General features: G+C 59.8%; 19 protein-coding genes, 1 tRNA gene and 2 pseudogenes. 12 read left to right on the forward strand and 10 right to left on the reverse strand.

All coding sequences use genetic code 11. From position 1 onward, the window contains the following. From BV034_RS36930 to xth, 4 genes and pseudogenes are all read left to right on the forward strand, one after another. Positions 1 to 844, forward strand: a pseudogene (locus BV034_RS36930) (xanthine dehydrogenase family protein subunit M); the annotation flags it as partial. 28 nt (positions 845 to 872) lie between these two features. Then, entirely contained in the window at positions 873 to 2,024 is a 1,152-nt protein-coding gene (locus tag BV034_RS35430; protein ID WP_050031006.1) for a molybdopterin cofactor-binding domain-containing protein, read from the forward strand. Beyond that, positions 1,949 to 2,476, forward strand: a complete 528-nt coding sequence (locus BV034_RS32025) for a nucleotidyltransferase family protein (protein ID WP_265593713.1) — start codon at positions 1,949 to 1,951, stop codon at positions 2,474 to 2,476. The genes BV034_RS35430 and BV034_RS32025 overlap by 76 nt, the downstream gene beginning before the upstream one ends. Before the next feature lie 574 nt (positions 2,477 to 3,050). Then, positions 3,051 to 3,827 (forward strand): exodeoxyribonuclease III, encoded by a 777-nt coding sequence (gene xth / locus BV034_RS32035; protein ID WP_050031009.1) that lies wholly within the window; start codon positions 3,051 to 3,053, stop codon positions 3,825 to 3,827. Positions 3,828 to 4,496: 669 nt separating this feature from the next. On the opposite strand, the gene BV034_RS36640 is transcribed toward xth, so the two are convergent. Then, complete coding sequence (locus BV034_RS36640; protein WP_265593706.1) at positions 4,497 to 4,658, reverse strand: hypothetical protein; 162 nt, start codon at positions 4,656 to 4,658, stop codon at positions 4,497 to 4,499. Between the two features lie 233 nt (positions 4,659 to 4,891). Between BV034_RS36640 and BV034_RS36935 the strand changes: the two are divergent. After that, positions 4,892 to 5,164 (forward strand): annotated as a pseudogene (locus BV034_RS36935) (RsbRD N-terminal domain-containing protein); the annotation flags it as partial. Beyond that, complete coding sequence (locus BV034_RS36940) at positions 5,162 to 6,043, forward strand: HAMP domain-containing sensor histidine kinase (protein ID WP_343123305.1); 882 nt, start codon at positions 5,162 to 5,164, stop codon at positions 6,041 to 6,043. The pseudogene BV034_RS36935 and the gene BV034_RS36940, both read left to right, overlap by 3 nt. A gap of 12 nt (positions 6,044 to 6,055) precedes the next feature. On the opposite strand, the gene BV034_RS32055 is transcribed toward BV034_RS36940, so the two are convergent. Together BV034_RS32055 and BV034_RS36655 are read right to left on the reverse strand one after the other, a co-directional pair. Continuing rightward, entirely contained in the window at positions 6,056 to 7,642 is a 1,587-nt protein-coding gene (locus tag BV034_RS32055; protein ID WP_050031013.1) for a PAS domain S-box protein, read from the reverse strand. A 586-nt stretch (positions 7,643 to 8,228) separates the two neighbouring features. Further along, positions 8,229 to 8,369 (reverse strand): hypothetical protein, encoded by a 141-nt coding sequence (locus BV034_RS36655; protein WP_265593707.1) that lies wholly within the window; start codon positions 8,367 to 8,369, stop codon positions 8,229 to 8,231. Positions 8,370 to 8,775: 406 nt separating this feature from the next. Between BV034_RS36655 and BV034_RS32065 the strand changes: the two genes are divergently transcribed. From BV034_RS32065 to BV034_RS32075, 4 genes are all read left to right on the forward strand, one after another. Further along, positions 8,776 to 9,222: an Hsp20/alpha crystallin family protein gene (locus BV034_RS32065; protein WP_038160091.1), complete on the forward strand. Its 447-nt coding sequence runs from the start codon at positions 8,776 to 8,778 to the stop codon at positions 9,220 to 9,222. 62 nt (positions 9,223 to 9,284) lie between these two features. Continuing rightward, positions 9,285 to 9,497, forward strand: coding sequence for a hypothetical protein (locus BV034_RS36660; protein WP_265593708.1), 213 nt, complete (start codon positions 9,285 to 9,287; stop codon positions 9,495 to 9,497). Between the two features lie 108 nt (positions 9,498 to 9,605). Further along, complete coding sequence (locus tag BV034_RS32070) at positions 9,606 to 10,403, forward strand: hypothetical protein (RefSeq protein WP_265593709.1); 798 nt, start codon at positions 9,606 to 9,608, stop codon at positions 10,401 to 10,403. A 546-nt stretch (positions 10,404 to 10,949) separates the two neighbouring features. Further along, a complete protein-coding gene (locus tag BV034_RS32075) occupies positions 10,950 to 11,984 on the forward strand; it encodes a hypothetical protein (protein WP_265593710.1) in 1,035 nt (344 codons plus the stop codon). Between the two features lie 91 nt (positions 11,985 to 12,075). Here BV034_RS32075 and BV034_RS32080 read toward each other — a convergent pair. From BV034_RS32080 to BV034_RS32110, 7 genes are all read right to left on the reverse strand, one after another. Beyond that, positions 12,076 to 12,150, reverse strand: a tRNA-Cys gene (locus BV034_RS32080). Positions 12,151 to 13,227: 1,077 nt separating this feature from the next. After that, complete coding sequence (locus BV034_RS32085) at positions 13,228 to 13,986, reverse strand: hypothetical protein (protein ID WP_050031018.1); 759 nt, start codon at positions 13,984 to 13,986, stop codon at positions 13,228 to 13,230. Positions 13,987 to 14,566: 580 nt separating this feature from the next. After that, the gene (locus BV034_RS32090) at positions 14,567 to 16,258 is read right to left on the reverse strand and encodes a putative manganese-dependent inorganic diphosphatase (RefSeq protein ID WP_050031019.1); all 1,692 of its coding nucleotides are present in this window, start codon (positions 16,256 to 16,258) and stop codon (positions 14,567 to 14,569) included. Positions 16,259 to 16,382: 124 nt separating this feature from the next. Beyond that, the gene (gene leuD / locus BV034_RS32095) at positions 16,383 to 16,982 is read right to left on the reverse strand and encodes a 3-isopropylmalate dehydratase small subunit (RefSeq protein ID WP_050031020.1); all 600 of its coding nucleotides are present in this window, start codon (positions 16,980 to 16,982) and stop codon (positions 16,383 to 16,385) included. 50 nt (positions 16,983 to 17,032) lie between these two features. Then, complete coding sequence (leuC, locus tag BV034_RS32100; RefSeq protein WP_050031021.1) at positions 17,033 to 18,448, reverse strand: 3-isopropylmalate dehydratase large subunit; 1,416 nt, start codon at positions 18,446 to 18,448, stop codon at positions 17,033 to 17,035. A 581-nt stretch (positions 18,449 to 19,029) separates the two neighbouring features. Then, complete coding sequence (locus tag BV034_RS32105) at positions 19,030 to 19,695, reverse strand: family 16 glycoside hydrolase (protein ID WP_050031022.1); 666 nt, start codon at positions 19,693 to 19,695, stop codon at positions 19,030 to 19,032. Further along, positions 19,692 to 20,168, reverse strand: coding sequence for an EVE domain-containing protein (locus tag BV034_RS32110; RefSeq protein WP_050031023.1), 477 nt, complete (start codon positions 20,166 to 20,168; stop codon positions 19,692 to 19,694). Before BV034_RS32110 ends, BV034_RS32105 begins: the two co-directional genes overlap by 4 nt. Positions 20,169 to 20,259: 91 nt before the next feature. Here BV034_RS32110 and BV034_RS32115 point away from each other — a divergent pair, with 91 nt between their 5' ends. After that, positions 20,260 to 21,009, forward strand: a complete 750-nt coding sequence (locus BV034_RS32115; protein ID WP_050031024.1) for a GDSL-type esterase/lipase family protein — start codon at positions 20,260 to 20,262, stop codon at positions 21,007 to 21,009. A 497-nt stretch (positions 21,010 to 21,506) separates the two neighbouring features. Continuing rightward, entirely contained in the window at positions 21,507 to 24,530 is a 3,024-nt protein-coding gene (locus BV034_RS32120) for a M28 family peptidase (RefSeq protein ID WP_050031025.1), read from the forward strand. Positions 24,531 to 25,046: the final 516 nt, after the last annotated feature.

The raw sequence follows: 25,046 nt of genomic DNA on the forward strand, positions 1-25,046 counted from the left end.
ATCGATATTAACCGGCTCCCCCTCGATCAGATCGAGAGCCTGCCCGATGGCGGCCTGAAGATCGGCGCCACAGTGCGGAACTCTGTGCTGGCCCAGCATCCCGCCGTGCTGCGGGACTATCCCGTGCTTTCCCAGGCGATTCTGCAGGGGGCCTCCGCGCAGTTGCGGAATCGCGCCACCACCGGAGGCAATCTCCTGCAACGCACGCGTTGCATCTACTTCCGCGATACCGCGATGCCGTGCAACAAGCGTGAGCCCGGCAGCGGTTGCGCGGCGATCCACGGGCACAATCGCAATCTCGCCATCCTCGGCACCAGCGAGCATTGCATCGCGAACAACCCCTCAGACATGTGCGTGGCCATGGCCGCGCTCGAGGCCGTCATCCATGTCACGGGGCCCAACGGAGCACGCTCCATTCCCTTTGCGGAGTTTCACCTGCTGCCTGGGGAGACCCCACATGAGGAGACGGTGATCCAGCCCGGCGATCTCATCACCCATGTCACCTTGCCGCCACCAGTACCAGGAAACAAATCACTGTACGTGAAGCTGCGTGATCGTGCGTCGTACGAGTTTGCCCTGGCATCTGCCGCCGTGGTGCTCACGGTCGTGGAGGGCAAAATCACCCGGGCGCGAGTGGCGATGGGGGGCATCGGCGTGAAACCTTGGCGGGACCAGGGAGGTGGAGGCTGCTCTGGAGGGACAGCCCGCCGCGGAGACGACCTACCAGCGGGCTGCGGAGACGGCCATGCAGGGCGCGCGCCCACAGTCCGAGAACGCCTTCAAGATCGAGCTGGCCGGGCGGTGCCTCATACACGCGCTGAAACTCGCCGCTCAACCTGCCTGATTGACTTGCTGATTTGGAGAACCACGCCATGGCTGCTGAACCCCTCACCTCCCCCAAGATCGTCGGCAAGGCACGCCCCCGAGTGGACGGACCGCTCAAGGTCACGGGCCGGGCGATGTACAGCTCTGACCACCACTTTCCCGGAATTCTCTATGCGGTCCCAGTGTCCGCCACCATCGCGGATGGCAAGATTGAAAAGTTCGACACAGCGGCGGCGGAGCAGATGCCAGGCGTCCGTGCCATTTATCATCGGGAAAACATTGGCAAACTCTTCCGTGTGTCAGTGAGCTTTGGTGATCTCTCGATGATCGATGAGACGCGTCCGCCTTTCGAGGACGGTGTCATCCGCTACTACGGCCAGTATGTGGCGCTGGCGGTGGGTGAAACGATTGAGCAAGCAGGTGCCGCCGCAGATGCGGTGAAGGTGACCTACAAACGGGAGAAGCCAAATGTCGAACCAATGCTCGGCGTGGAGCGTCTCGCCGGCGTTCGCAAGAAGGGAGGTGCCAAACCGGAGGATCTGGAATCCCCCAAGGTCCAGAGCGAGCGCGGAGAGCCAGAGCCCGCCTTTGAAAAAGCGGCGATGACCCTGGATGCCACCTACTTTCTCCCGGCGGAAACGCACAATCCCATTGAGCTCCACGCCACGGTGGCCTTATGGGACGGTAGCAGCTTCACCCTGTATGACACCACCCAGGCCGTGGTGAATGCACGCAATGTCCTTGCCCAAATGTTGGGCGTCCCGAAGGAAAACATGCGCGTTATTCCAAGTTCCTCGGTTCCGGGTTCGGAGGCAAGCTCTTGGCCCTGGACCCATTGCGCCCTGGCGGCGGCGGCGGCGCGCCAGCTCAATGTGCCGGTGAAACTGGTGATCAATCGCCGCTCCATGTTTCAGTGCGTGGGGCACCGGCCACTCATCCAGCAGCGCGTGAGGCTCAGCGCCACCCGGGAGGGCAGGCTCACCTCCCTGCGACCGCGCCACTCCCATTCATCTTGCGGACACGGCGTTCACGAAAAGCGAAGCTGCCTGAGGTCTCCATGCCCGCCACAGCCATTCTTCTCCTTGCTGCAGGCAGCTCCAGCCGTCTTGGCAGGCCCAAACAGCTGCTCCGCTATAGGGATGGCACCCTCCTGCGCCATGCAGCGCAAACGGCTCTCGCTGCCGCGCTTGGCCCGGTGATTGTCGTTCTGGGCTCTGGGGAGCCTGAGTGTCGCGAGGCACTGCTCGGCCTCCCGATCACTATGGTCCTCAATCTCCAATGGGATGAAGGCATGGGCACCTCCATCGCAACTGGGATGCAGTGCGTCCGGGAGGCAGAGCATGATGCTGTGATCATTACACTCTGTGATCAGCCAACCATCACGGCGTGCATGCTCCGGGCTCTAGTCCGCCATCAACACGACGCCGGATGTTCCATTGTGGCCTCACGACATGGCGATAACAAGATCGTTGGTCCACCTGTTCTGTTTACCGCACAACATTTTGCTCAGCTTCGTCTACTAAAGGGTCACGACGGCGCAAAAGCGATCATTCGTCAGCGACCTGCTGAGGAGTTGGGTTTCGTTCCGTGCCCCGAAGCAGCTTTCGACGTGGATACAGAACAGGATGTCGCTGCCCTTGATCATCGTTGAGTAGGTACTTGAGCGTCCTTCAGACGCACTAAGCTCTAGAGGCCAAATGGCAGACCTGCTGTCAGCTGACTTTTCTCCTGGCGGCCCATCTTCTCTTTTGGGCTTCGATGATCCGTCGCCGGCCCGCCTCAGACATTACCCGCTTCCTCGTTGGCTTCGGCTTCTCCTCCCTTACCCCAGTCACCTTTGGCGGCCTACCGCGACGCTTGATGGGCTCGGCGGCAAGGCTGGACCCATCGAGAATTCTTGCCAGATCGCCTTCAAGCTGCTGGATCTGTTCGGCTAGAGCGATGGCTTTCCTGAGATTGTCTAAATTCGGAGAAGGTGATCGGGCCATTTTACCTCTTAGTTGGGCCTACCCCTGATCTCAAGCCGTAATTCTGACGCTTCGCCACGCGTGCGTGTGGTTGAAGTGGTTCAAAGGCGGAACGGCCTCATTTCCTCCCAATTACCCGCCCTCTGAGTGGGGACTCATGGGAATGTATTCCCCACATTCAGGAAGTGGACCAGTGCCGATCATAGCTGGGGTGACTTGGTAGTCACAGGACTGGTAGTGCATCCAGCCATCTCTTTCATGAAGATCGCCAGCTACAATGTGAATGGCATCAACGGTCGGCTCCCCGTCCTCCTCCGCTGGCTCAAGGAGGCGGAGCCGGATATTGTTTGCCTGCAAGAACTGAAGGCACCCCATGAAAAGTTCCCCCTCCCGCCCATTCAAAGAGCCGGCTATGAGGCGATCTGGCATGGCCAGAAGAGTTGGAACGGCGTCGCCATTCTGTCGCGCGTCGGTAAGATTCAAGAGGTGCGGCGACAGTTACCTGGGGATCCCCAAGACAGTCACAGCCGCTACATCGAAGGCATTGTCAGCAACATGGTCATTGGATGCCTTTACCTCCCCAACGGAAACCCCGCACCGGGACCGAAATTTGACTACAAGCTCGCCTGGTTCAAACGGCTCATCACCCACTCCAAAGCGCTCCTCAAATACGATGTACCTGTGATGCTCATCGGCGATTTCAACGTCATGCCAGCGGACATCGATGTGTACAAGCCTGAGAGCTGGCAGGAGGACGCACTCTTTCGTCCTGAGGTCCGCAGGGCGTTCAAACGCCTTACCGATCTGGGATGGACTGATGCCATTCGAAAGCTCCACCCACAGGAGAGAATTTACACATTCTGGGACTATTTTCGCAATGCCTATGCTCGGAACGCGGGCCTGCGCATTGACCATTTCCTGCTAAACCGTCATCTGGAGAATCGTCTGAAGAAGGCGGGAGTCGACAAGCATGTCCGCGGCTGGGAAAAAACCAGCGATCATGCTCCGGTCTGGATGCAGCTAAAGGACCGGTGATCCAATTTACCCTGCTCAGGCTCTCGTGCTAATAGATCCGGTCTATTCGCCGCGGCGGCAGTTCTCGATGATCGTCAAGCTCACCGCCGTGTCATGTCCTGCGGAGAGATCTGACCCAGGTTTAATTCCATGTGTGAGGTAGTGCGGCGGTGAGAGCTGGCTCAGCCACCTTGAAAATCTCCCGGCTTGGAGTTTAGTGGAGCAATGTACATGCGCGACCTCTTCTTCGAAGCGCCTTTGAATACGAAGCGAGCAGTGAGGCTGTCGCTGATAGCCCTTCTGGTGACGGCTATCGGTTCTTTGTGGGGTTTGGAATTCCTTGTAGTGTCCCTACCCCTCAGCGGCATGTTGGCCAGAGCTCTGGATGTACACGATTATCGAAAGCGTGAGGTCCGACGAGCTTTCTCCAAGATTTGAATCGGAATGCCGGGAACACTTCTGGGAAAGTGGCGCATCCCAGCAGGCAACGGGGTAAGCCTTTCATGCAGGCAGGCCCACTGGTTGCTCCTCCAGGCGGTGGCGTGGCTTCCAGGTGCTAAAATGTTCCGGAATTCGCTCCAGCTAAACCACAGGCCCCTATGGGAGGGGAGCTATCACCAGACCACCTGGTCCTCCGGCCCGACATCCGGCAACGCCCCTCACACAGACCAAACGTCTGATTTTTTCCCCTCAACGGGCTGCGAACACGCCCAAATGGAGATCACTCCATTTCAGGTGTCTCCCGAGGTCCCCTGCACCTGCCACCCCGGCGGCCTCCTCGCGGGGGTTGAGCCAGAGGTTGTTGCCCCGTACGCCATGCTGTTCGTGGGAGACTTCGACGCATCGTTTCATGTCTCTGCTCACTAGACCGGAACCATACCTGACTATCAAATGGCCAAGTAAGCCGTCAGCCAACGAGTCCTGCTGGTATAAAACATGTCACATGTATCAGGAGCAGGTCCTCTCACGCCCCGCCTCCGTGGGCGCCAGAACATTGCGAAACAGCCATATAGGCAGTAGCCCCCGATCCTGCGCATAAACAGCATGGAGATCATAGATGCAGTCCAACTACGCTCTCAGCCTTCTTAGCCGAAAGGACGGGGGACATTGTCCGGTCGTGGGTGGACGAGGTTAAGAAAGACCCCCGCCTCACGACCGCGGACCGTCTCTCTGATCATCTCCTTGAAGATCATATTCCCCTGCTTCTGGAGGACTTCATTCAGGTTCTACGCTCAGGGGACGAAGAAACTGGAATCGGTGCAAAGTGGAATGCCGTGAAACACGGTGCTGAGAGATGGGGCCAAGGATACAGTTACAAAGAACTCGTTTGGGAAATCTACAGGCTCCGCAGGGTATTGTTTGACAACGTCAGGGAGTTTGCACGTGGCAAACCAAACGAACTGGATGTATTTTCTCTCGCATGCAGCTCGGCAGACTCTTTTCTGAACGAACTGGAATGTCGTTCGGTCGAAAAGCATGCCGAAGAAAGCGAGACCACTGTCCGGCTTTCTAATGAGGCCCGACTTCGTCTCATCCGCACTGTGTCGCATGAGCTTCGCAATTTGCTAAACTCCGTAGGTCTGGCATCCGCGCTTCTGTCGAGCGACGACCCGGAGTCGATTGTGTTTATGAGGGGAAACCTCGACCGCAACTGCAGTCACATGAAGCAGGTTCTGGACGACCTGCTTGATTTGTCTCTCATCTTTTCGCGTCAGAACGTAGCCAAGCCCGCGTGGTTCGATCCTCGGTCGCTGCTCAAGCTCCTGGAAGCTGCACACCGCCCGGTGGCGGAGGCCAATGGAGTAATTTTTAGATCCTCCGTCAAAGGCGAACTCGGCACAATTTACACAGACGAGCTCCGTGTAAGGCAGATCGCGGAGAATCTCGTGTCCAACGCCATCAAGTACACCCCTACCGGAGAGGTTCATCTCCGCTTCGAAGGCGTTAGCACCAACGACTGGGCCATTGTTGTGGAAGATACCGGCTTGGGCATTTCTGAATCGGACCGCCAACATATCTTTTCTGAGTATTATCAGGTAGCCTCAGCATCGCCACTTCGCGGCTCGGGCCTGGGGTTGTCCATTGTTTCGGGGCTTGTAGATTTGCTCAAGGGATCTATTTCACTCGAATCTGAACCGAACCGAGGCAGTGTTTTCAGGGTAGTACTTCCCCGAATTCACGGAGTGGTAGCCGTCCGTGCCCAACAACTGCCCGCCGCGCATGGTGAGGAACGGTAGATCTTCGGCAAGTCACTTGAACTGCTTGGCCAACGCTGCAACGGTAACCACAAGCTCTGACGAGTCCGCGGGCTTGGGCAAGAGGATTTGGAATCCTGCACAGAGTGCTCTGACTCGGTCTTCCACACGGCTATAAGCGGTGAGTGCCACCGCTGGCACCTTTCCCCCGTCTTTAGCAGACTTGGAACGGATGGTTTCAATAAACGTATAGCCGTCCTTCTCGGGCATGCCGATATCGCTCACTATCACATCGGTTGCCGAGGTCCCGAACTTCAGAAGCGCTTCATCTGCTGAGCACGCCGTTGTCACCGTTGCTCCCGCGTTTTTCAGAGTCCGCGCGAGAAGATCCCGCGAGTCTTCGTCGTCCTCAACCACTAGCACGGAGAGTCCTGAGAGCTGAGGCAACGACCTGTGGGGAATCTCTGTTGATGGGGCTGGAGCGCGACCATGCGTGCCTTCGCCCTCCTTCAGGGCGGCAATCGGCAGCATGACCGCGAAGGTTGACCCTCGTCCTGGCCCGGCGCTTTTAGCAACTACCGTTCCGCCATGAAGCTCAACCAGGTGTTTTACGATAGCCAATCCCAGGCCCAAGCCACCGTAGGTCCTGGTGGAAGAAGCGTCCGCCTGACGAAACCTGTCAAAAACATAAGGTAGAAAGTCCTCCGTGATACCCACGCCGTTATCAGAGACCGCGACTTCAAAATGTGAATTCACTCTCTGAAGCAGGATCTCAATTCGCCCCCCCCGGGGTGTGAACTTTATGGCATTGTTGAGCAAATTCCAAAATACCTGATGGAGGCGCTGGGGATCTCCGTGTACCAGTTTCGGGAGCCCATCAAGAACAGCATGCATGCGGATGTTTTTCGCATCAGCGGCGGGCTTCACGGTTTCCATGACAGCCTCCAGAATGGGGCCAAGCTCGACCCGCTCCACCTCAAGACGGACCTTGCCTGAGAGGATCCGGTTCATATCCAGAAGGTCTTCAATGATTCGCTGCTGGGATTGAGCGTTTCGCTTGATCACATTTAACCCCTCTCTCACCTCCACCTCATCCATATCGCCTGCAAGCAGGAGCTGCACCCACCCCAAGATCGATTGCAAAGGGGTTCGCAGTTCATGGGAGAGTGTGGCAAGGAACTCATCTTTCATCCGGCCTTGACGCTCCGTCTGCTCGTTTGCTGCAGCAATGGCTAGCGCCGCCTTTTTCTGGGCTGTAATGTCTCGTGCAATCTTGGACGCACCAACAATCTGGCCCATGCTATCTCTAACGGGTGAAATTGTGAGGGAGATTTCGCGGATCTCTCCATCCTTGCGGACGCGTTGGGTTTCGAAATGGTCCACACGCTCACCGCGGCGTAGCTGTTCGAGTATCAGGGGCTCTTCTTTCAGCCTCTCTTTGGGAATCAGCAATGAAATGTGTTTGCCAATGATTTCAGGGGCAGAATAACCGAAAATGCGTTCCGCCCCCCGGTTCCAGCTGGTCACAATACCGTTGAGGTCCTTTGAAACAATGGCATCGTCGGATGAGTCCACGATCGCCTGTAGCAGGTGCTCCGGGCTGCCAAACCCCTTAATAAATAACCCTGTATTGTCGCTCATAAAAATCCACTTGGGGTTGCCGACGAACCCGTTGCAAGTGCAATCCAACCTACGAGCGAGCGTTCATTGCAAGATCGCGCGAGAACATAGTGCTGGATGCATGAACGGGCTTGGGCGTGGCTTGCGCAAACGCAGCACACGTCAAACCATGCCAGCGGATCCCATCAGAAAAGTTCCGCCGTTCCACTTCCATTGATTCTTGCCGCTCACCAAAACACCTGATCAGCACAGCGTGAGAGCGGGCAAAGAGGGTTCGCGGAATGCAGTTCTCGCCCAAGTGCTGCGCGGGACTTAAGCCAGCCCTCCTATTCGGAGGAAGTGCCATAGATAATCTGCCGGAGCGCTCGAAGCAGCGCTCCCGCGATGTACCGCTTGGGCAGAAAATGCGAGCCCTGCGTTTGACTCCCGTGCTACCACGCCGTCAGCGTTGAGACCGCTGGCAGCAAGCACTTTTACTTTTGGATTGATGCGTACAAGCACCTGAATCATCGTTGGCCCGTCCATCAGAGGCATCATCATGTCAGTGAGCACGACATCTATCTCTTGGCGATGCAGAGCATAGGTGGCGGTGGCCCTCGGCTCCATCTCATGCGAGTGTAGCCTTGTTGTCGAATGCCTCAAGGGTCTGATGAGTGATCTCCCGAACCGAGACTTCATCGTCCACCACCAGGACGAGCTCGCCATTTCCCCTTGGCAGATCCGCCGTGAAGTTTTCACTCAGCGGCATCTCGGCATGCGTTTGGGCGGGAAGGCAAACCTGGAACCGGTTCCCCAAGCCTATTTCGCTATAGACTTTGGGAAATCTGCGTGGTTTTTCACGATCGCTAAAGTGGTTGATAACCCCAGGCCTGCACCTTGGCCTGTCTCGTTGGTAGGCCCGAGATCGGCCCGAGAGACTTCGCGCCAAAATGACCCAAGCGAATTGAGTCAAAGTTTCAAGATTGAGACAATTTTTCACTCCGAGCCACCTCCATCCATATGCATAAAGCCCACAAGACGAGGTTGTTGCAAATGCTCAACACTGGCATCAAATCTGTTGGAGGGCATTTTGTGCGCAAAACGCATAGACAGAGACGCGGTGCGGGCCGCGGTCTGTCATCCACTAAGCCCGCTAACCTAATTCAGCTAACGACATGAATGCAGTTATGCGATGGAACCCTCTTCGGGAGATCGAAAACCTTCAGAATCGAGTCTTCAACGCCCTCGCTCCAAGCATGGCCAACAACGGAGGCCCTGATATGGAAAGCCCACCGTGGGCCCCACTTGTGGACATCGTAGAAGACCCCTCAGAATACCTGATCACCACCGAACTGCCGCAGGTGCGCAAGGAAGACGTGAAGATTACTCTGGAGAACGGAAGGCTCACCGTCAGTGGCGAACGGAAACCCAAAGAAGAAAAGGACGGTCGGAAGATCCATCGACTTGAAAGGCCTTACGGACCGTTCTTCCGAACTTTCGCCCTCCCAGAAGACGCGGATCCGGGCAGGGTGAGTGCCGCATTCAGTGAGGGAGTGCTGCACATCACAGTGTCCAAACATGAAAAAGCACTTCCTCGTCAGATCGAAGTGAAAGTCAACTGAGCCATTTGCTCTGCGACCGCTTCCAGCCGCCGCGAGCGCTGGAAGCGGAGCGCGCATAACACTTGGAAACCTACTGGCAAACCAATTCTGACCATCTTATGAAATCCGTGCCAAAGCCGATCATCGGAATGGTGATGTTGGCGGCAACAATAATCTTCTCGCCGGTGATTGTGGGCCACATTGTATTCTCCGCTCTTTTGCGTGAGTTCAAAGGAAGCTCAGACAACCAACGAATGGAGTTTCCAAAAGACGAAGCCGGGAGCAGGACAGCATGAAGGTGCGGGAGTGTCTCCCCCCTGCCCGGTGGCTCGGTAAATACGCGGAGAGAACCCTGGAGCTGCGGCGCAGAACCATCCGCTCGCATACATACAAACTCTATGCGCATGACAACTGCAAATTACGTTATCAGGGCGGGAATTTCCCCCGTGGAATTCGCAGGCCTTGCGGCAAACCTGGTCGCCGCGGGGATTGTGACAACTTCATCCTCTCCCGCACCCGAAAACCAACCTCAGTCTGCGATGCAGAGAGCCATTGAAGGAACTCTGGTATTCCTTGAACTATGCTCGGAAGCATTGAGTGCCAGAACAAACGGCGACGACCATGCGTCTGCCGCCCTGGCCATAGCCGCCAGTGCAAACAGGATAAAAAATGCAGCGTATGAGGCATTCAACAATAGTCCGCCTCCTACCGCCGAGGCCCTGGTGCGAATCGGCGAAAACCGTGTTTGGGAAAGCCTCTCCGGCGATTCGAAATCCGAAGTCAGAAAGAAGCTGGCTCGTGCACCCATTGGAGAGTTTTTGCGGGAAGCCAACGTAGGCATTCTCCCTCCAACTGAGCACGAGCTTGGAAGCATCGGAGAAGCGCGCGCTTGGGCCTCCATACCCGCTGCAGAACAATCCAATTCAATTTTCCGGCTCTTGACCAATCACATGATTGTCCACGGGAGCGAGCAAATTCCTGCACTGACAGATGCAGTTATATCCGAGTATGGGAAGGAGGGGATTCCGGTCGAACTAGCAGAGGGCATCCTCTGGCACTTAAAACTATCAAACGAGTACCGGCAAGCTTCCCGCGAAAAGGGGACGTCTTTGGTCATGGAAGCGGAAGGTGTCTCAGACGAGGAGGACAGTGAGATTAAAGGGAGTTCGACCAACAGAAACCCGGAGTCAACAACGTCATGACGGCGATTCTTTGCCCGGAAAGCCAAACAGGCTTTATCGGACGGCCTTTTAAACACGCATCCGTCGTACTTGGCGGAGTTTGCACAGTGTTCGTCCTCACACTTTCGTGTCCGGCTGATAAAGCCCCCCGCCGCGACTCAGGACTGACGCAAGACCACTGCCCCACTTCAGCGGCTCCATGCCAAGCCAAGCGCCTGTGGAGCATCTAAATGCTTTGCGTGCGCGCGACCAATGGTCGCGTTTTGCGAAAGATCCAGAGACGAGGGCCTCCCGGCGCAGGTACATTCGCAACTCTTGTAAACGCTGCCGCGCAAGCGTCGACGTGGTACATCCCTTGCCGCCTGGTCCTTCCTCCCGCTTCGCGGTCGTCGGACGCAGACGGCTTCGGGCTGACCCATCGACGGCTTGGTGCTTTGCGACACGGCTATCGCCGTGCGAAGTGAATCTTCGGCACTAGTGGGACAAGATCCGGACGAAAATGTCTGGGTTTGGAGGTTGTTAATACCGTTGACGAATTTCGGACGTTCGGCCATGGATCGAGTAACCATGGACACTATTCGTGCCGACATTAGAAGACCGCTTCATCCAGAGGTCGCGGCTGCGTTGTCGAATTCGTCATCACATCAGCGCGAGTTAATCAATTGGGAATTCACGTACAGGGCCCGGCACCCTACCCAGGCACGGCAGAATGCTTATTCCAGCATCACCGCAGAACACATTGCTACCAGCATCCGCGCCTCGATTTGGGGGGGTGAGGTGAAGCGCGTGACTTGCAGCCTGCCTGCCGTGCTGCACGGAACAAACGGAATCTGTCTGAAGTACGACGAACTGGACGGTGCAATAAGACGCGTTAGAGAGATCCTGGGAGAGATTTCGCAAGATGACATTGCGCCATGGGATTTGCTCCGATGGGACTTTGCGATTCAAATTCGGTGCGATGTTCCCCAAGTGATTTCACAGTACAGAGATGCTAAGCCTAAGGGTATCAATGCGGCGGGCAAAATCTACGTCTGCGAAGCGACGAGACTTCCCGAGTCGATTCAGTGGTGCGGCAAAGATTTGTCTGTCATTCTATATGACAAAGGAAGTCAACTCAATTCGAAGCGGGGCAAAAAACTCTACCCGATAGGACACGTGCTCAGGATCGAAGTGAGCTTAAAAACGCGGTCCGCTATCAGGAAATTTCTTCCCGAGTTTCTGTCGAACTTCTGGGGGACCAGAGGCACGTATCCAATCCCCTACTATTTCGTGGCGTGGAGGATCTTCCGGGAGGCTGTCTGCTCTCTGGAACCCAAGGTGAAGTTGGATATCGGCAGCTTCAAGATTGAGGGTCTTCTTGCGGAATGTGAAGCTGCAAATCTCATTCTCAGCAATGGAATGAGGGCACTTGAATGGTATGGCCAGAATCGAAACCCAGATACCGTGCGTAAGCTTCGGAAAAGAGTCCAAGCTCTTAAGCGCCCCATCCGTAATTGGGATTTTAACAAGGTACTCCCAAAAGGGTTCCCACCCGACATGGTGGATCTTCTTCTCAGTGGCGATGTTGTTGATGTTCCCTGCCCCTTCCGGGAACCAAGTTGAACACCACCAGAGAATAGTGAACGAAGTTGACTTGTTGCCACTGTCGTTGCCACTAACCTCAAAAATTAACTTAACTCATTGATTTTGAAGGTGGAGGCGAGGGCGGGAATTGAACCCGCGCATACCGGTTTTGCAGACCAGTGCATTACCACTTTGCTACCTCGCCATGCGCGACTCCCAAGGGGAGAGCGGCCGGGAAAGTAGCGTGGGGGGCGGGAAAAGAAAGGGAAAAGTTTCAAAAGACAGAAGACTAGAAGACACCAGACATCAGACTTGAGCTGGCGCTTGGGTGGGGGCCCAGGGAGGGTTTGGAAGTCAAGGGTCGTCGCGGCAACCCCGACGAGTCGGGATCGCCCTACAACCCAAGGGTTGGCGGAAGTTGGGGCGGATAGCAGAGCCGCGGGTAGCCCGACTGAGCGGGGCTGGGAACCCCCGCCTCCTTTGGCCTGACCGGTAGGTTGGGACGTCTGCTGTGACTCGCGCAGGCTAAAGCCTGGACTCCGTACAGCTTCGGGCCAGAGGCTTGACGCACTGCCCACTGACGCACTGGCTTCTTGCCCGCTGCGCGGGAGACGCCAGACTAGAAGACACAAGACGTCAGACTTGAGCTGGCGCTTGGGTGGGAGGGCCGGGAGGAAAGGATGTCAGGAGCCTTCGGCTGAGCGGGGCTAGGAACCCCCGCCTCCTTTGGCCTGACCGGTTAATTTGGGCGCCGGGGGTATGGCGCGGCAACCCCGATGAGTCGGGATTGCCCTACAGGAGCTCGGGGAGGAGTTGGGAGTCGGGGGCAGAGAGAACGACGTTCGCGGCAAGATGCCGCGAACAGCACGCAGGATGCGTGCGCTCCCCAATGGCCGCTCCGGCGGACGGGTGCTCCTTTGCGGGAGCTCAGGTCTGGCGTCTGGAGTCTGGCAGTCTTCTGTCTCCCGCGAAGGGGGCACAGGCTGAAGCCTGGACTCCGTACCGCTTCGGGGCCAAAGCCTTGACGCACTGCCCACTGACGCACTGACGGACAGGGTGTGCGGGGGTGGGTTGCGGCAAGCGGGGCGCTTGCCCTACAGGGGCCCGGGGTGGTTGGACGTTGGGGCGGAGGGAGGATGTCATGGGACGCTTGGCACGGACCGGGACAGGAATGTCCCTCGCTCCTTTTACTGAGCGCTCCGGCGGGTGCGTGAGCTCAGGTCTGACGTCTGGTGTCTGGCAGTCTGGCGTCTCCGCTGCCCTCGCGACCGGCGAACTCCGTCTAAAATACAGTAATTGGTCCCGGAATGATCCTCACACCCCCAGGCCCCAGCGGATTGCCCATGGTCTCCTGGATCTCGGTGACGATGTTGTCCTTGAAGCTGACGGTGAGGCGGCCGACCTCGACCTTCACGTAGATGGTGCGCTGGACGAGGTTGCCCTCGGCATCGCGGCCGGTGGTGATCTGGGGGACGCGGTCGAAGATGCTGTACTCCAAGGCTTCCTCCCGACCTGCGGCGGTGATCTTGGAGGACTTGCGGCTGGGGTTGCCGAGGGAGGTTTTGACCTCATCCACGGTCATGCCGAGGGCGACCTGCTTGTTGGCGATGACCTCATCGACGGCCTTTTGGCGCTCAAAGAAGGCCTTCAACTTCTCGGCCAGTTTGGGGTCGGCGGACTTGAGGTCGCTCATCTTCATCCAACCGGCGACATCGCCGTGGCGGGCGCGGCCGCGGACCTTGTAGAGATCTTCCGCCATGGCGACGAGCTGCACGGTGGTGCCGGGGGCCATCGCGCCCAGGGGACGCTGGAGGTCGAGCTGGTAGTAGATGACGGACTCACCCGCGACGGTCAGGCGGACGGGCCGGGGCAGGATGTCCTCGATGTACATGGCCCCGGGCTCCGTGTTGGCAGCCAGGCGGGAGCGGCCCCCCAGGCTGCTGCTCTGGGCAGAGGCGGTGGCGGGCGCGAACGCGAACGTGAATGTCAGCGTGGCCGCTGCCAGTGCGTGAGCCAGTGCCGGAGAGGGAGCGAGGGGCATGGTCGGTAAGAGGTAAGAGGTGAGTGGTAAGCGGTTGGGGCGCTGGGGAGAGAGGGAGTTATTCTGGGACTTCGACGCGCTGGGCGGAAGTTCATTCAAATACGGGGAAGTAAAAAGTTGGAGCCCGCTGCGCGGGCAGACAGAAGACTAGAAGACACAAGACATCAGACCTGAGCTGGCGCTTGGAAGAGAGGCCCGGGCGGGATTGGGTGTCTGGGGTAGTAGGTGGCAAGCGGAGCGCTCGCCCTACAGCCCCGGGGAGTTTGGGTGTTGGGGCGGAGGGCGTCGTCGTGGGACGCTTGCGGAGTGATTCCGCTTAAAAGCGGTACTCCAACCCCGGCGCGGACCTTTTGCAGCCTCAAGGTCCTCACAACGCCCTGCTGATGTCTTAGAATCTACAAGCCAGGGCCCCCTCCGGCGACTGATGCCGATTGCCAGTCTGAACTACAGGGACCGCTCCGCCGAGCGACTTCTGCGACTCGCACAGGCTGAAGCCTGGACTCCGTACAGCTTCGGGCCAAAGCCTTGACGCACTGCCCACTGACGGACTGACGCACTGGCCCGCCTCCCCCTGACTCCCTTACAACGTAGGAGCGGTAAGCTTGCCAACCACCCGGCTCAGGTACGGGAAAAGCTGCTTCTTCCGGCTGACCACGCCGGCGAGCTCGAAGACATGTTGCTTCAGGCGGGGGTACTCGATGGCGTCGTCCACGCGGTCGTTACCGGCGGTGATGAGGACGCTGTCGTGCTCGGTGATGTCGGTCACCAGGAGGCAGGCGAAGTGCATCTTGCGCTGGACGACGATCTTCTCCAGCGCTTCCTGGAGGGCGGCTTCCTGCTTCCAGAACTCGTCGAGACCGAGTTCCTCGATCTGGGAGATGCTGAGACGCCAGCCGTTTTCCTCGAACTCCTTGCGATCAGACTCCAGGGCCAGATCGGCGGGGCGGTCGCGGAGCATCGAGCCTGCGGCGAAGAACCCGGCGGTGAAGGCGGCGACATCGATGCCGCCGATCTCGGCGAGCCAGGAAAGGATCTCGCGGTCGGTATTGGTCGTCGTGGGCGAGGTGAGGTTCAGCGTGTCGGAGATCATCCCGGCACACAGGCAAATGGCGGTCGCCTTGTCGGGGGCCAGGTTCCTCATGCGGAACATCATGGCCACGATGGTGCTGGTGCTGCCCACGGGCTCGTTGATGAAGCGGATGGGCTCCTTGCTGCGGAGGTTCCCGCTGAGGCGGTGGTGGTCGATGACCTCCAGGATGTCCGCCTCATCGGCCCCGGTCACGGCCTGGGAGAACTCGTTGTGGTCCACCAGCGCGAGCTTGGTGCGCGGCACGTCCACGAGGTCGGACTTGGAGAAGACGCCGAGGAGCTTGCCCGTCTCATCATCCACGACGGGGAAGAGCGGCTGATGAGAGTCATGCACGCTGGCGATGAGCTCCTTGAGCGGGGTCTTGCTGCTGAACTTCAGGAACATCTCGTCGAGCGCATCCGCGATGGGGCGGGAGAAACGCACCAGCTGCGCGGCGCTGGCGGTGTCGTACCGGGTCTCGATGACGGGCACGCCCTGCTCCCGGGCGAGTTTGCCAATTTCCTCGCCCACAGAGAAGCCGCCGGTGATGACCAGACAGCCGACCCCGGCGAGGATGGCCATGCGCTGCACGTCCGGGCGGTCCCCCACCATCATGATGACGGTGCGGGAGGGGAAGCGCTTCATGCGCGTGGAGGAGGTCTCCAGACTGGACCCGGCGACCATGAGGATGAGATTCTCCACGGTCTCCAGCGGGGCGCGGCCGTTGGGGAAGCCGCCATCGAGCGCGGCGACCATATTGGCCTCACTGGTGCGGACATGGCGGTTCGCATCGTCGTCATTGGCCGTGGCAGGCATGAAGAGCTGGGCGAGCTCCTGCAGCGTGGGCATGCCAGCGAGCACGCCCTCGTGATTCACCACGGGGATGCCGCGGAACCCATGCTCGACCATCTTCCGGTACACGGAGAGGAAAGTCTCGTCCTGGCAGGCGGTGACGACTTCCCGCCGACAGACGGAGGCGGCGGTGGGGCGCACGTCCATGAGCAGGCGCGGGGCCTCCACCCCGGCCTCACTGAGCACCCAGTTCGTCCGCACGTTGATCTCCCCGCAGCAGGCAGGGCGGGCATCCACATCCCGCGAGGCGCGCAGGAAGGCGGCGTAACCGATGGCGGCGCAGATGGCGTCCGTGTCCGGATTGCGGTGCCCGATGACGTGGATGGTTTCGGCAGACGACAGGGAATTCATGAGGACTGATGAGGCGTCCGCTCAGACTGGGAGCGAGAAAGGGATGGATCGGATCAAATGGCAAAGGCGGCCTGAATGCCGCCTTTGCCGTGAAGAAAGAGTTTGAAGAAGGGGGGCGCGGTGATCAGGCCACCACGGCCAGCTCGCGGATCTTTGCGTCCACGGCGTCCTTGTTCTCCAGCAGCTCGGCAATAGGGTCCCACTGGCCGGTGGTGAGCGCCTCACGAGCGGTGTGGGGCACGATGATGGCGAACTCCTGGTCCTCAAAGAAGACCTTGCCCTCGAGGAGGTCCACGGTCACTTCCAGCTTCGGGTTGCGCTCCACTTCCTTCGCCAGGGCGACGATGTCATTGTGGGCGGCCACGGCGCAGGGGATGCCGAGGGTGGTGCAGTTGCCAAAGAAGATCTCCGCAAAGCTCTCGGCGATGATGGCGCGGAAGCCGAAGCGGTAGAGAGCCTGGGGGGCGTGCTCACGGGAGCTGCCGCAGCCAAAGTTGGCGCCGGAGAGGAGGATGTTTGCCCCTGTAAAGCGTTCGTCATTGAGCGGGTGGGGCTTGTCCGTGCCATCGGGGTTCTTCCGCACATCGTAGAAGGCGAACTCGCCCAGACCGTCAAAGGTGACGCACTTCATGAAGCGCGCGGGGATGATGCGGTCGGTATCGATGTCGGTGCCAGGAACGTGAACGGCGGTGCCGGCGATCTGCGTGACTTTCGTAAGGGCCATGGAGGGGAGAGAGGGAAAAGGGGTAAGGGAAGAGGGAAAAGGCCCAAACTTTATGCGGAGAGGGCGAAGACCTCGCGGGCGTCGGCGACCTCGCCCGTGACGGCGGCGGCGGCCACCATGAGCGGGGACATAAGGATGGTGCGTCCGGTGGGGCTGCCCTGGCGGCCCTTGAAGTTGCGGTTGCTGGAGCTGGCGCAGAGCTGGTCGCCCACGAGCTTGTCAGGGTTCATGGCCAGGCACATGGAGCAGCCCGCGCCGCGCCACTCGAATCCGGCGTCGGTGAAGACTTGGTCGATGCCTTCCTGGCGGGCCAGGACGTCCACAATCTGGGAGCCGGGAACGGCGATCGCCTTCACGTGGCCAGCGACCTTTTTACCCTTCAGGAAGCGGGCCACTTCGCGGAAGTCGGAGAGACGGCCGTTCGTGCAGCTGCCGACGAAGGCGACATCGATCCTGGTGCCCTTGATGGGGGCGCCGCCTTCGAGCTTCATGTACTCCAGCGCTTCCTGGATGGAGATGCGCTGCTCGGCACTGGTGCCGCTTTCCACGGTGGGCACCTGCTCGTTCACGGCGATGGCCTGGTCTGGGCTCACGCCCCAGGTCACGGTGGGTGGCACGTCCTCGGCGCGGATGTTCACCACATCGTCATAGACTGCGTCGGCATCGGAGGCGACGGCGCGCCAGGCGGCGACGGCCTTGTCCCACTCCTCGCCCTTGGGCGAGTACGGGCGGCCTTTCAGGTACTCAAAGGTCTTTTCATCCGGATTGACGTAACCGGCCCGGGCCCCGCCCTCGATGGACATGTTGCACACGGTCATGCGCTCTTCCATCGTGAAGCCGTCGAAGATGCTGCCGCCGTACTCATACGCGTAGCCCTTGCCGCCACCAGCGCCGAGGAGGCGGATGATGTGGAGGATGACGTCCTTGGAATACACGCCGGGGCGAAGCTCGCCGTCCACGTTGATGCGGCGCACCTTCATAGGGCTGAGCGCCATGGTCTGGGTGGCCAGAATGTCACGCACCTGGGTGGTGCCGATGCCGAAAGCGATGGCGCCGAAGGCCCCGTGCGTGGCAGTGTGGGAGTCGCCGCAAGCGATGGTGGTGCCCGGCTGGGTGATGCCCTGCTCCGGTCCGACCACGTGCACAATGCCCTGCTTGCCGCTGCGCAGATCGAAATAAGTGACGCCGAATTCTTTGGCGTTGCGGTTGAGCTCCTTGATCATCGCATCCGCCAGGGAGTCCGAGAAAGGCTCCTCCCGCTGGTCGGTGGGGACGATGTGGTCCACGGTCGCAAAGGTGCGCTGGGGATAGGCCACCTTCAGGCCGAGATCGCGCAACATGCCGAACGCCTGGGGGCTGGTGACCTCGTGAATCAGGTGGGTATCAATAAGGAGCTGCGTCTGCCCATTGGAGAGCGTAGCGACGGAGTGAGATTCCCAAACTTTCTGGAAGAGTGTCTTGCCCATTTGCTTCAGTACGTGTGTGGCCCAGACCGGGACGGACCGGGGGACGGGAGTTTAGCACGGAAGGGCCGGGGGGAAAGTGCAATCTTTGAGCCGACTTCGCCGGCAGACGCCGACCGCTTCGCGGAGACACCAGACTGGAAGACTCCAGACACCAGACTTGAGTTGAAGCAGGGGGGTGGGGCCCCCGACCAGTGCGTCAGTTCGTCAGTGGGCAGTGCGTCAAGGCTTTGGGCCTGAAACTGTACGGAGTCCAGGCTTCAGCCTGTGCGAGTCACAGAACGCGCCCAACGGAGCGGTCAGTAAAAGGAGGCGGGGGTTCCCCAGCCCCGCTCAGTTCGAAGCTGTTCGTAGTACAAACTTCAGTTTGCTCAGTGCAGCTGGGGTAAGGCGTCCTGAGCAAACTGAAGTTTGTACTACGAACAGAGCCCCGCCAGCCAAGTCAGGAGCGCTCCCTTTGTGCCTTCATGCCTTTGTGTGAGCGCATGAAGAAGCTCTTCTCGGGTCTGATGTCTGGCGTCTGGCAGTCTGGTGTCTCCCCCACCTTTCACTTTTTACTCTCAACTTTTCAATTCTGGATATTTTCACTCCTGAAGCTTCTCAATCCTCAGATTCCTCAGCTGTGCCTCCGTCCTAAACGACGCGAACCCAAACGGCATGCAGCGATCGATCTCCCCCGCTCGCATGCTCAGCTGGCGGCCGACGATGTTGGCATTGATGATGGGGCGGCCGTCCAGCCAGACTTGGAGGGATTTCTCACGGACCTCGATGCGGACGTGGTACCAGTGGTCGTTCTCCAGGGTCTGGCGGCTGCCGGTGAGGTTCTCGGAGGCGTCGTAGCCGTCGATGGAGGAGATGCCGACCTGGGAGCCGCCCCAGCCGCCGAGCACAAAGCTCACGCACCGGTCCACGCTGCCGACTGGGAAGGTCACGGTGCCAAAGAAATCCGTGCCCTGCACGCGCCGGGCCTCATAGCTGATGGCGTAGTCGATCACCGGCAGGTCATCGGCCTTCCAGTGGCGGTACACGATCCCCGTCATGGGGCTGCCCGCCTTGAGTACGAACTCATCCGTCTCCCGGGTGAAGCCGCCACTGTGGGCCATTTCCGCCTCATGCCAGCGGTGCAGGTGCGGGGAGGCAAAGAGCGTCCACCCGGGAGCCAGAGCCTCCGCATGGTCCGGGCTGTCGCAGGCCGGGAGGGCGAGGAGAAACGCCCCCAGCAGGATCAGCGACAGCCCGGAAAGTTTCATGATTTCTTGATGCCCCCGCCCATCTTGCAGATGAGGTCGAAGTCCTTCTTGCTCACCTCCGTGATCGAGAGCCGGTTGCCCCGGCGGAGGATCAGGAGGTCCGCCAGCCGGGGCTCCTCGCGCAGGGCGTCCAGGCTCACAAAACTCTTCAGGTCCGCCTCGTAGGCCACATCCACCAGCAGCCACGCGGGATTCTCCGGCTTGCTTTTGGGGTCGTGGTACTCGCCGCCCACCTCGAACTGCGTGGGGTCCGGTCGCGCCTCAGAGGCGATCTTGATCACACCCGCCACCCCGGGCTCCGGGCAGCTCGAGTGGTAGAAAAAGCCGAGATCTCCCGCCTTCATGTCATCGCGCATCATGTTGCGCACCTGATAATTACGCACCCCGTTCCACGGTTCGGTGCGCTTGGGGCGTTCTTTGAGGTGATCAAATGAGAAAACGTCCGGTTCGGATTTGAGTAGCCAGTAACGCATGGTTCAGCATACTGGCGGGATGAAGGGGAGGTGCCAATGGATTTTGACACTGGGAAAGGGCTGCGTCGCGGCCTGCCTCCTGCTCGGCGGAATGATGCATCCGTCCGCCCTGTTGGCGCTGGATCCGTACTACCCCCAGCCGCCTGAGCGGAAGCCTGAACTCCCGCTGCCTCCGTCGGATGCCGATTGGAAACGCCGCGTGGGGGAGCAGGAGCAGCAACTTGCCAATCAAACGGCGCGGGTGTGCTTCCTCGGCGACTCGCTGACGGAATTCTGGCTGCACACAGGATCGTCCGCCTGGTACAGCAAAATGGTCCCGCGGAAGCCTCTGAACCTGGGCATCGCGGGCGACCGCACCGAGAACATCCTCTTCCGCATCCAGCGTCTGGATTTTCGCCGGGCCCGGACGGAGTTGCTGTTCCTCATGATGGGCACAAACAATCTCGGCATGGACAAGCCCGACCCTCCTGAAAAGGTGGTGCAAGCCATCCAGAAGGCCGTGACGATGCTCAAGCCCAAACTGCCTCCTCAGGCGGCCATCGTCGTGCTGGGCATCCCGCCCAGCGGCGAAACACCCCGGAGCCCTCTCCGCCAGAGCATCCAAGCGGTGAACACCCAGCTCGCCGCCGCCCCCTGGCCTGCAGGAGTGAAATACGTCCCCGTGTACGACGTGTTCGTGGATGCCGACGATCGCTGGAAGCTGGGGCTGACTCTGGACGGCACCCACTTCAGCGCCGCCGGGTACGAGGAATTGGCGAAGGTATTGAAAGAGTACCTGCCCAGCGTGGAGAAGGTGGAGGCTCCGGCGGATCCCTTTGGCGGGAAAAGGAAGCGGCAGTAAGACACCAGACTGCCAGACGCCAGACATCAGACCTGAACTGGCGCCTCACAGAACACGTCCGCCGAAGCGGTCAGTAGAAAAGGAGGCGGGGGTTCCCAGCCCCGCTCAGTCGAACTACCCATGATTCAATCCTGCCCAGGCCTCCCAATCCAGCGCCAGCTCAGGCAAGGTAGAAGAACCGTCTCGGTTCTTGTTCCCGCCTTGCCCAGCGCACCCAAGAGCCGGGACGGCTCTTCTACCATCACTGTGGCACCGTCCTGCACCCCAACCAAGCACCAAGCACCTCTCCCCCCCGTTCTCCAGATCTGAATTCCGCCGTCTGGCGGCCTTTTGTCTCCGCAAAATGGTCATGTCTTGCGTCTTGTGTCTTCTAGTCTTGCGTCTTTTCTGGCCAAACATCGCGGAGTTGATCGTTGTCTCTGCGTACTTGTATTTTCAGACTTTCCCCACTTTTCCCTCTTCCCTTTCCCCTTCCCCCTCTCTCCGACCTGCCGAGCATGAAAAAAATCTCCCCCGCTGTCCTCCTCCTGCCTGCAGTCACTGTCACGCTCGCCGTCACCGCCTTGTCAGTGGCCCAGCAGCCCCCGGCCGCAGCCGCCGCACCTGCCGCCCCCGCGATCCCGGAGTCCACCTACGTCTCCAACATCCGGCAGCTCACGTTTGAGGGGAAACGCTCCGGGGAGGGTTATTTCAACGCGGATGGCTCGAAGATGATCTTCCAGAGCGAGCGCGAGCTAGGGAACCCCTTTTACCAGATCTACCTCATGGACCTGGAAACAGGCGACCAGGAGCGCATCTCCCCTGGCTCGGGCAAAACGACCTGCGCCTGGATCCACCCGGACAATGACCACATCCTCTTCGCCTCCACCCACCTGGACCCGGAGTCGAAGGTCAAGCAGGACGCCGAGTACAAAGAACGCGAAAGCAGCCGCGTGCGCCGCTATTCCTGGGACTATGACCAGCGCTACGACCTCTTCCTTTACTCCCTGAAGGACAAGTCGCTCAAGCAGATCACCAAGGAGGAGGGCTACGACGCCGAGGGCGCGATCTCCCCGGACGGGAAACGCATTGTGTTTGCCTCGAACCGCGCCGCCTACAGCGAGCCCCTCAGCCCCGCGGACACGGAGCGCCTGAAGATCGACAAGCAGTACTTCATGGAGATCTACACCATGAACGTGGACGGCACCGACGTGAAGCGCCTGACCAGCACACCGGGCTATGACGGCGGCCCCTTCTTCAGCCACGACGGCAGCAGGATCTGCTGGCGCCGGTTCAATGAAAAAGGCGACATCGCGGAGATCTACACGATGAACGCCGATGGCAGCGACCAGAAGCAGATCACCAAGCTGGGTGCCATGTCCTGGGCACCCTACTTCCACCCCAGCGGGGACTACCTCATCTTCACGAACAACGTGAACGGCTTCGCCAACTTTGAGCTGTATGCGGTGGACGCTGCGGGCAAGCACGAGCCGGTGCGCATCACCACCACGGACGGGTTCGACGGGCTGCCCGTCTTCTCCCCCGATGGCAAGAAACTGAGCTGGACCAGCGGCCGCACCTCCGGCGGCGCGAGCCAGATCTTTCTGGCCGACTGGAATGACGAGGCTGCCTGCAAGGCCCTGGATTTAGGAAACAAAGCGCCGGTCGCCGCCAAGGATGAAGCCGGAGCCGCCCCCGCCAACAAGCCGGACCTCTCCACCACCACGGGCGAGATCCGCCCGGAGGATATGAAACAACATGTGACCTACCTGGCCAGCCGCGAGCTGGGCGGCCGCATGACGGGCACTGAGGGCGAGCGCCTGGCCACGGAGTATGTGGCGGAAGTCTTCCAGAAGATCGGCCTGGTGCCTTTTGGCGACAAAGAAGGCTGGTACGACAACTTTGAGTTCACCGCTGGCGTTGCCCTGGCCCCGGGCAACAAGTTCACCCTCACCGGCAAGGACGGCCCCACGGAGTTCACCGCGGATCACGACTGGCGCCCCCTCTCCTTCTCCAAGACCGGTGCGTTCGATCCCGCTGAAATCGTCTTCGCCGGGTACGGCATTGAGACCCCGGACAACGCCACCACCAGCGATGGCAAAAAGCTGGAGACCTACAGCAGCTACGCCCACCTGGATGTGAAGGACAAATGGGTGCTCGTCTTCCGCTACCTGCCCGAGGGCATGGCCCAGGACCGCCGCAATGAGCTGATGCGCTTCGCCAGCCTGCGGTTCAAGGCACTAACCGCCCGTGAAAAAGGCGCGCGCGGCATCCTCGTGGTGAGCGGCCCCAACAGCAAGGTGGTGGAGCAGCTCGCCCCGCTCACGTTTGACGCCTCCATGGCCGACTCCGGCCTCGCCGCCATCAGCATCACGGACACGCTGGGCGACAAGCTCCTCTCCGGCGCAGGCAAGACGCTCAAAGCCCTGCAGGACAAGCTGGACACCGGCGACCTCATGGGCGGCATCAACTGCGAAGGCTTCAAACTCGGCGTGAACATCGCCATCGCCCAGGAGAAGAAAACAGGCCGCAACGTGCTGGGCATGCTCTGCAAAGGCAGCGAGCCGGACTTCCACATCGCCCCGCTCATCATCGGCGCGCACATCGACCACCTCGGCTCCGGCGGCGGCTCGAACTCCCGCGCCAAGGGCGACGACCTGCGCAAGATCCACTTCGGCGCTGATGACAATGCCTCTGGCACCGCGGGCATGATGGAGATCGCCCAGTGGCTGGCCGATCTGAAGAAGCAGGGCAAGCTGGACATGAAACGCGACATCCTTTTCGCCGCCTGGTCGGGTGAGGAACTCGGCCTGCTGGGTTCCAGTCACTTCGTGGAAAGCCTGGCCAAGATGATCAAAGGCGACCCCAACGCCAAGCTCACCGGCATGATCGCTGCGTGCCTGAACATGGACATGATCGGCCGCTTCAACAAGACGCTCGTGCTCCAGGGCGTGGGCAGCAGCAGCGTGTGGACCAAGGAAATAGAGAAGCGCAACGCCCCCCTGGGCCTGCCCATCAGCGCCCAGTCCGATGCCCACCTGGCCACGGACTCCACCACCTTCTACACCCGCGGCATCCCCACGCTGAACGCCTTCACCGGCGCGCATGAGGACTACCACATGCCCACCGACACGGCGGACAAGATCAACTACGAAAAAGCCGCGCAGATCGCCAAGTTCATGGGCCTGGTGGCCCGTTCCCTCTCCACCACGCACGAGGTGCCAGATTACATCGCCATGGAGGCCCCAAAGAACCAGGGGACCCGCACCGGACTGCGCGTCTATCTGGGCACCATCCCCGACTACGCCCAGGGCGACATCAAAGGCGTGAAACTCAGCGGCGTCTCCCCTGTCGGACCGGCTGCCAAGGCCGGTGTTCAGGCCGGAGACATCATCGTGAAACTGGGTCACAAGGACATCCAGAACATCTATGACTACACCTACATCATGGGCGAGCTGAAGATCGGTGAGCAAACCACCATCGTGGTGCAACGCAACGGGCAGACCGTCGAGATGAAACTGACACCGGGTTCGAGGGATTGACCCGGCCCGCGAAGCGGGAGACACCAGACTCCAGACATCAGACTTGAGCTGGCAGGGGCTGCTGATAGCGGTTCGTAGTACAAACTTTAGTTTGCCTCAGTCGGACGAGAGCAATGCGTCCTGAGCAAACCAAAGTTTGCACTACGAACCGAGCCCCAGACCATCAGCCTGCCCAATCTCCCACTGGCTTTGGCACCCTCCCTTCTGCCAATCCACCTCCAACACCGTTCGTAGTTGTCGACGTGAGGAGGCACTAGCTGAAGCGTCTGCAGCATGAATCCCGCGACGAACCTCCGCACACTCCACAACCCGCTCCCGCCCGCCCAATCGCAGACCTTGGCCCCTTGATCCCCTGCCCTGCCGCAGCGCCACAGACCGGGAAATTTGTGCCTCCTCACGTCGACAACTACACCAGCTTTGGTTGCGCTCAGGCAGAAGGCACAACGCTGGGCCCTTACACGCTGAGGCAGGCTGATACCCAAAAGCGCCCCAACCGCGCTGCTACCGCCCTCCGGT

Source organism: Verrucomicrobium sp. BvORR034 (assembly GCF_000739635.1).
GTDB lineage: Bacteria > Verrucomicrobiota > Verrucomicrobiia > Verrucomicrobiales > Verrucomicrobiaceae > Verrucomicrobium.

Bases quoted from the DNA above. Each gene is read 5' to 3' on its own strand.
- BV034_RS35430 (WP_050031006.1), top strand. From the start codon at position 873: ATGGCTGCTGAACCCCTCACCTCCCCCAAGATCGTCGGCAAGGCACGC.
- xth (WP_050031009.1), top strand. From the start codon at position 3,051: ATGAAGATCGCCAGCTACAATGTGAATGGCATCAACGGTCGGCTCCCC.
- BV034_RS36640 (WP_265593706.1), bottom strand. From the start codon at position 4,658: ATGAAACGATGCGTCGAAGTCTCCCACGAACAGCATGGCGTACGGGGC.
- BV034_RS32055 (WP_050031013.1), bottom strand. From the start codon at position 7,642: ATGAGCGACAATACAGGGTTATTTATTAAGGGGTTTGGCAGCCCGGAG.
- BV034_RS36655 (WP_265593707.1), bottom strand. From the start codon at position 8,369: ATGCCGCTGAGTGAAAACTTCACGGCGGATCTGCCAAGGGGAAATGGC.
- BV034_RS32065 (WP_038160091.1), top strand. From the start codon at position 8,776: ATGAATGCAGTTATGCGATGGAACCCTCTTCGGGAGATCGAAAACCTT.
- BV034_RS32070 (WP_265593709.1), top strand. From the start codon at position 9,606: ATGACAACTGCAAATTACGTTATCAGGGCGGGAATTTCCCCCGTGGAA.
- BV034_RS32075 (WP_265593710.1), top strand. From the start codon at position 10,950: ATGGACACTATTCGTGCCGACATTAGAAGACCGCTTCATCCAGAGGTC.
- BV034_RS32085 (WP_050031018.1), bottom strand. From the start codon at position 13,986: ATGCCCCTCGCTCCCTCTCCGGCACTGGCTCACGCACTGGCAGCGGCC.
- BV034_RS32090 (WP_050031019.1), bottom strand. From the start codon at position 16,258: ATGAATTCCCTGTCGTCTGCCGAAACCATCCACGTCATCGGGCACCGC.
- leuD (WP_050031020.1), bottom strand. From the start codon at position 16,982: ATGGCCCTTACGAAAGTCACGCAGATCGCCGGCACCGCCGTTCACGTT.
- leuC (WP_050031021.1), bottom strand. From the start codon at position 18,448: ATGGGCAAGACACTCTTCCAGAAAGTTTGGGAATCTCACTCCGTCGCT.
- BV034_RS32105 (WP_050031022.1), bottom strand. From the start codon at position 19,695: ATGAAACTTTCCGGGCTGTCGCTGATCCTGCTGGGGGCGTTTCTCCTC.
- BV034_RS32110 (WP_050031023.1), bottom strand. From the start codon at position 20,168: ATGCGTTACTGGCTACTCAAATCCGAACCGGACGTTTTCTCATTTGAT.
- BV034_RS32115 (WP_050031024.1), top strand. From the start codon at position 20,260: ATGATGCATCCGTCCGCCCTGTTGGCGCTGGATCCGTACTACCCCCAG.
- BV034_RS32120 (WP_050031025.1), top strand. From the start codon at position 21,507: ATGAAAAAAATCTCCCCCGCTGTCCTCCTCCTGCCTGCAGTCACTGTC.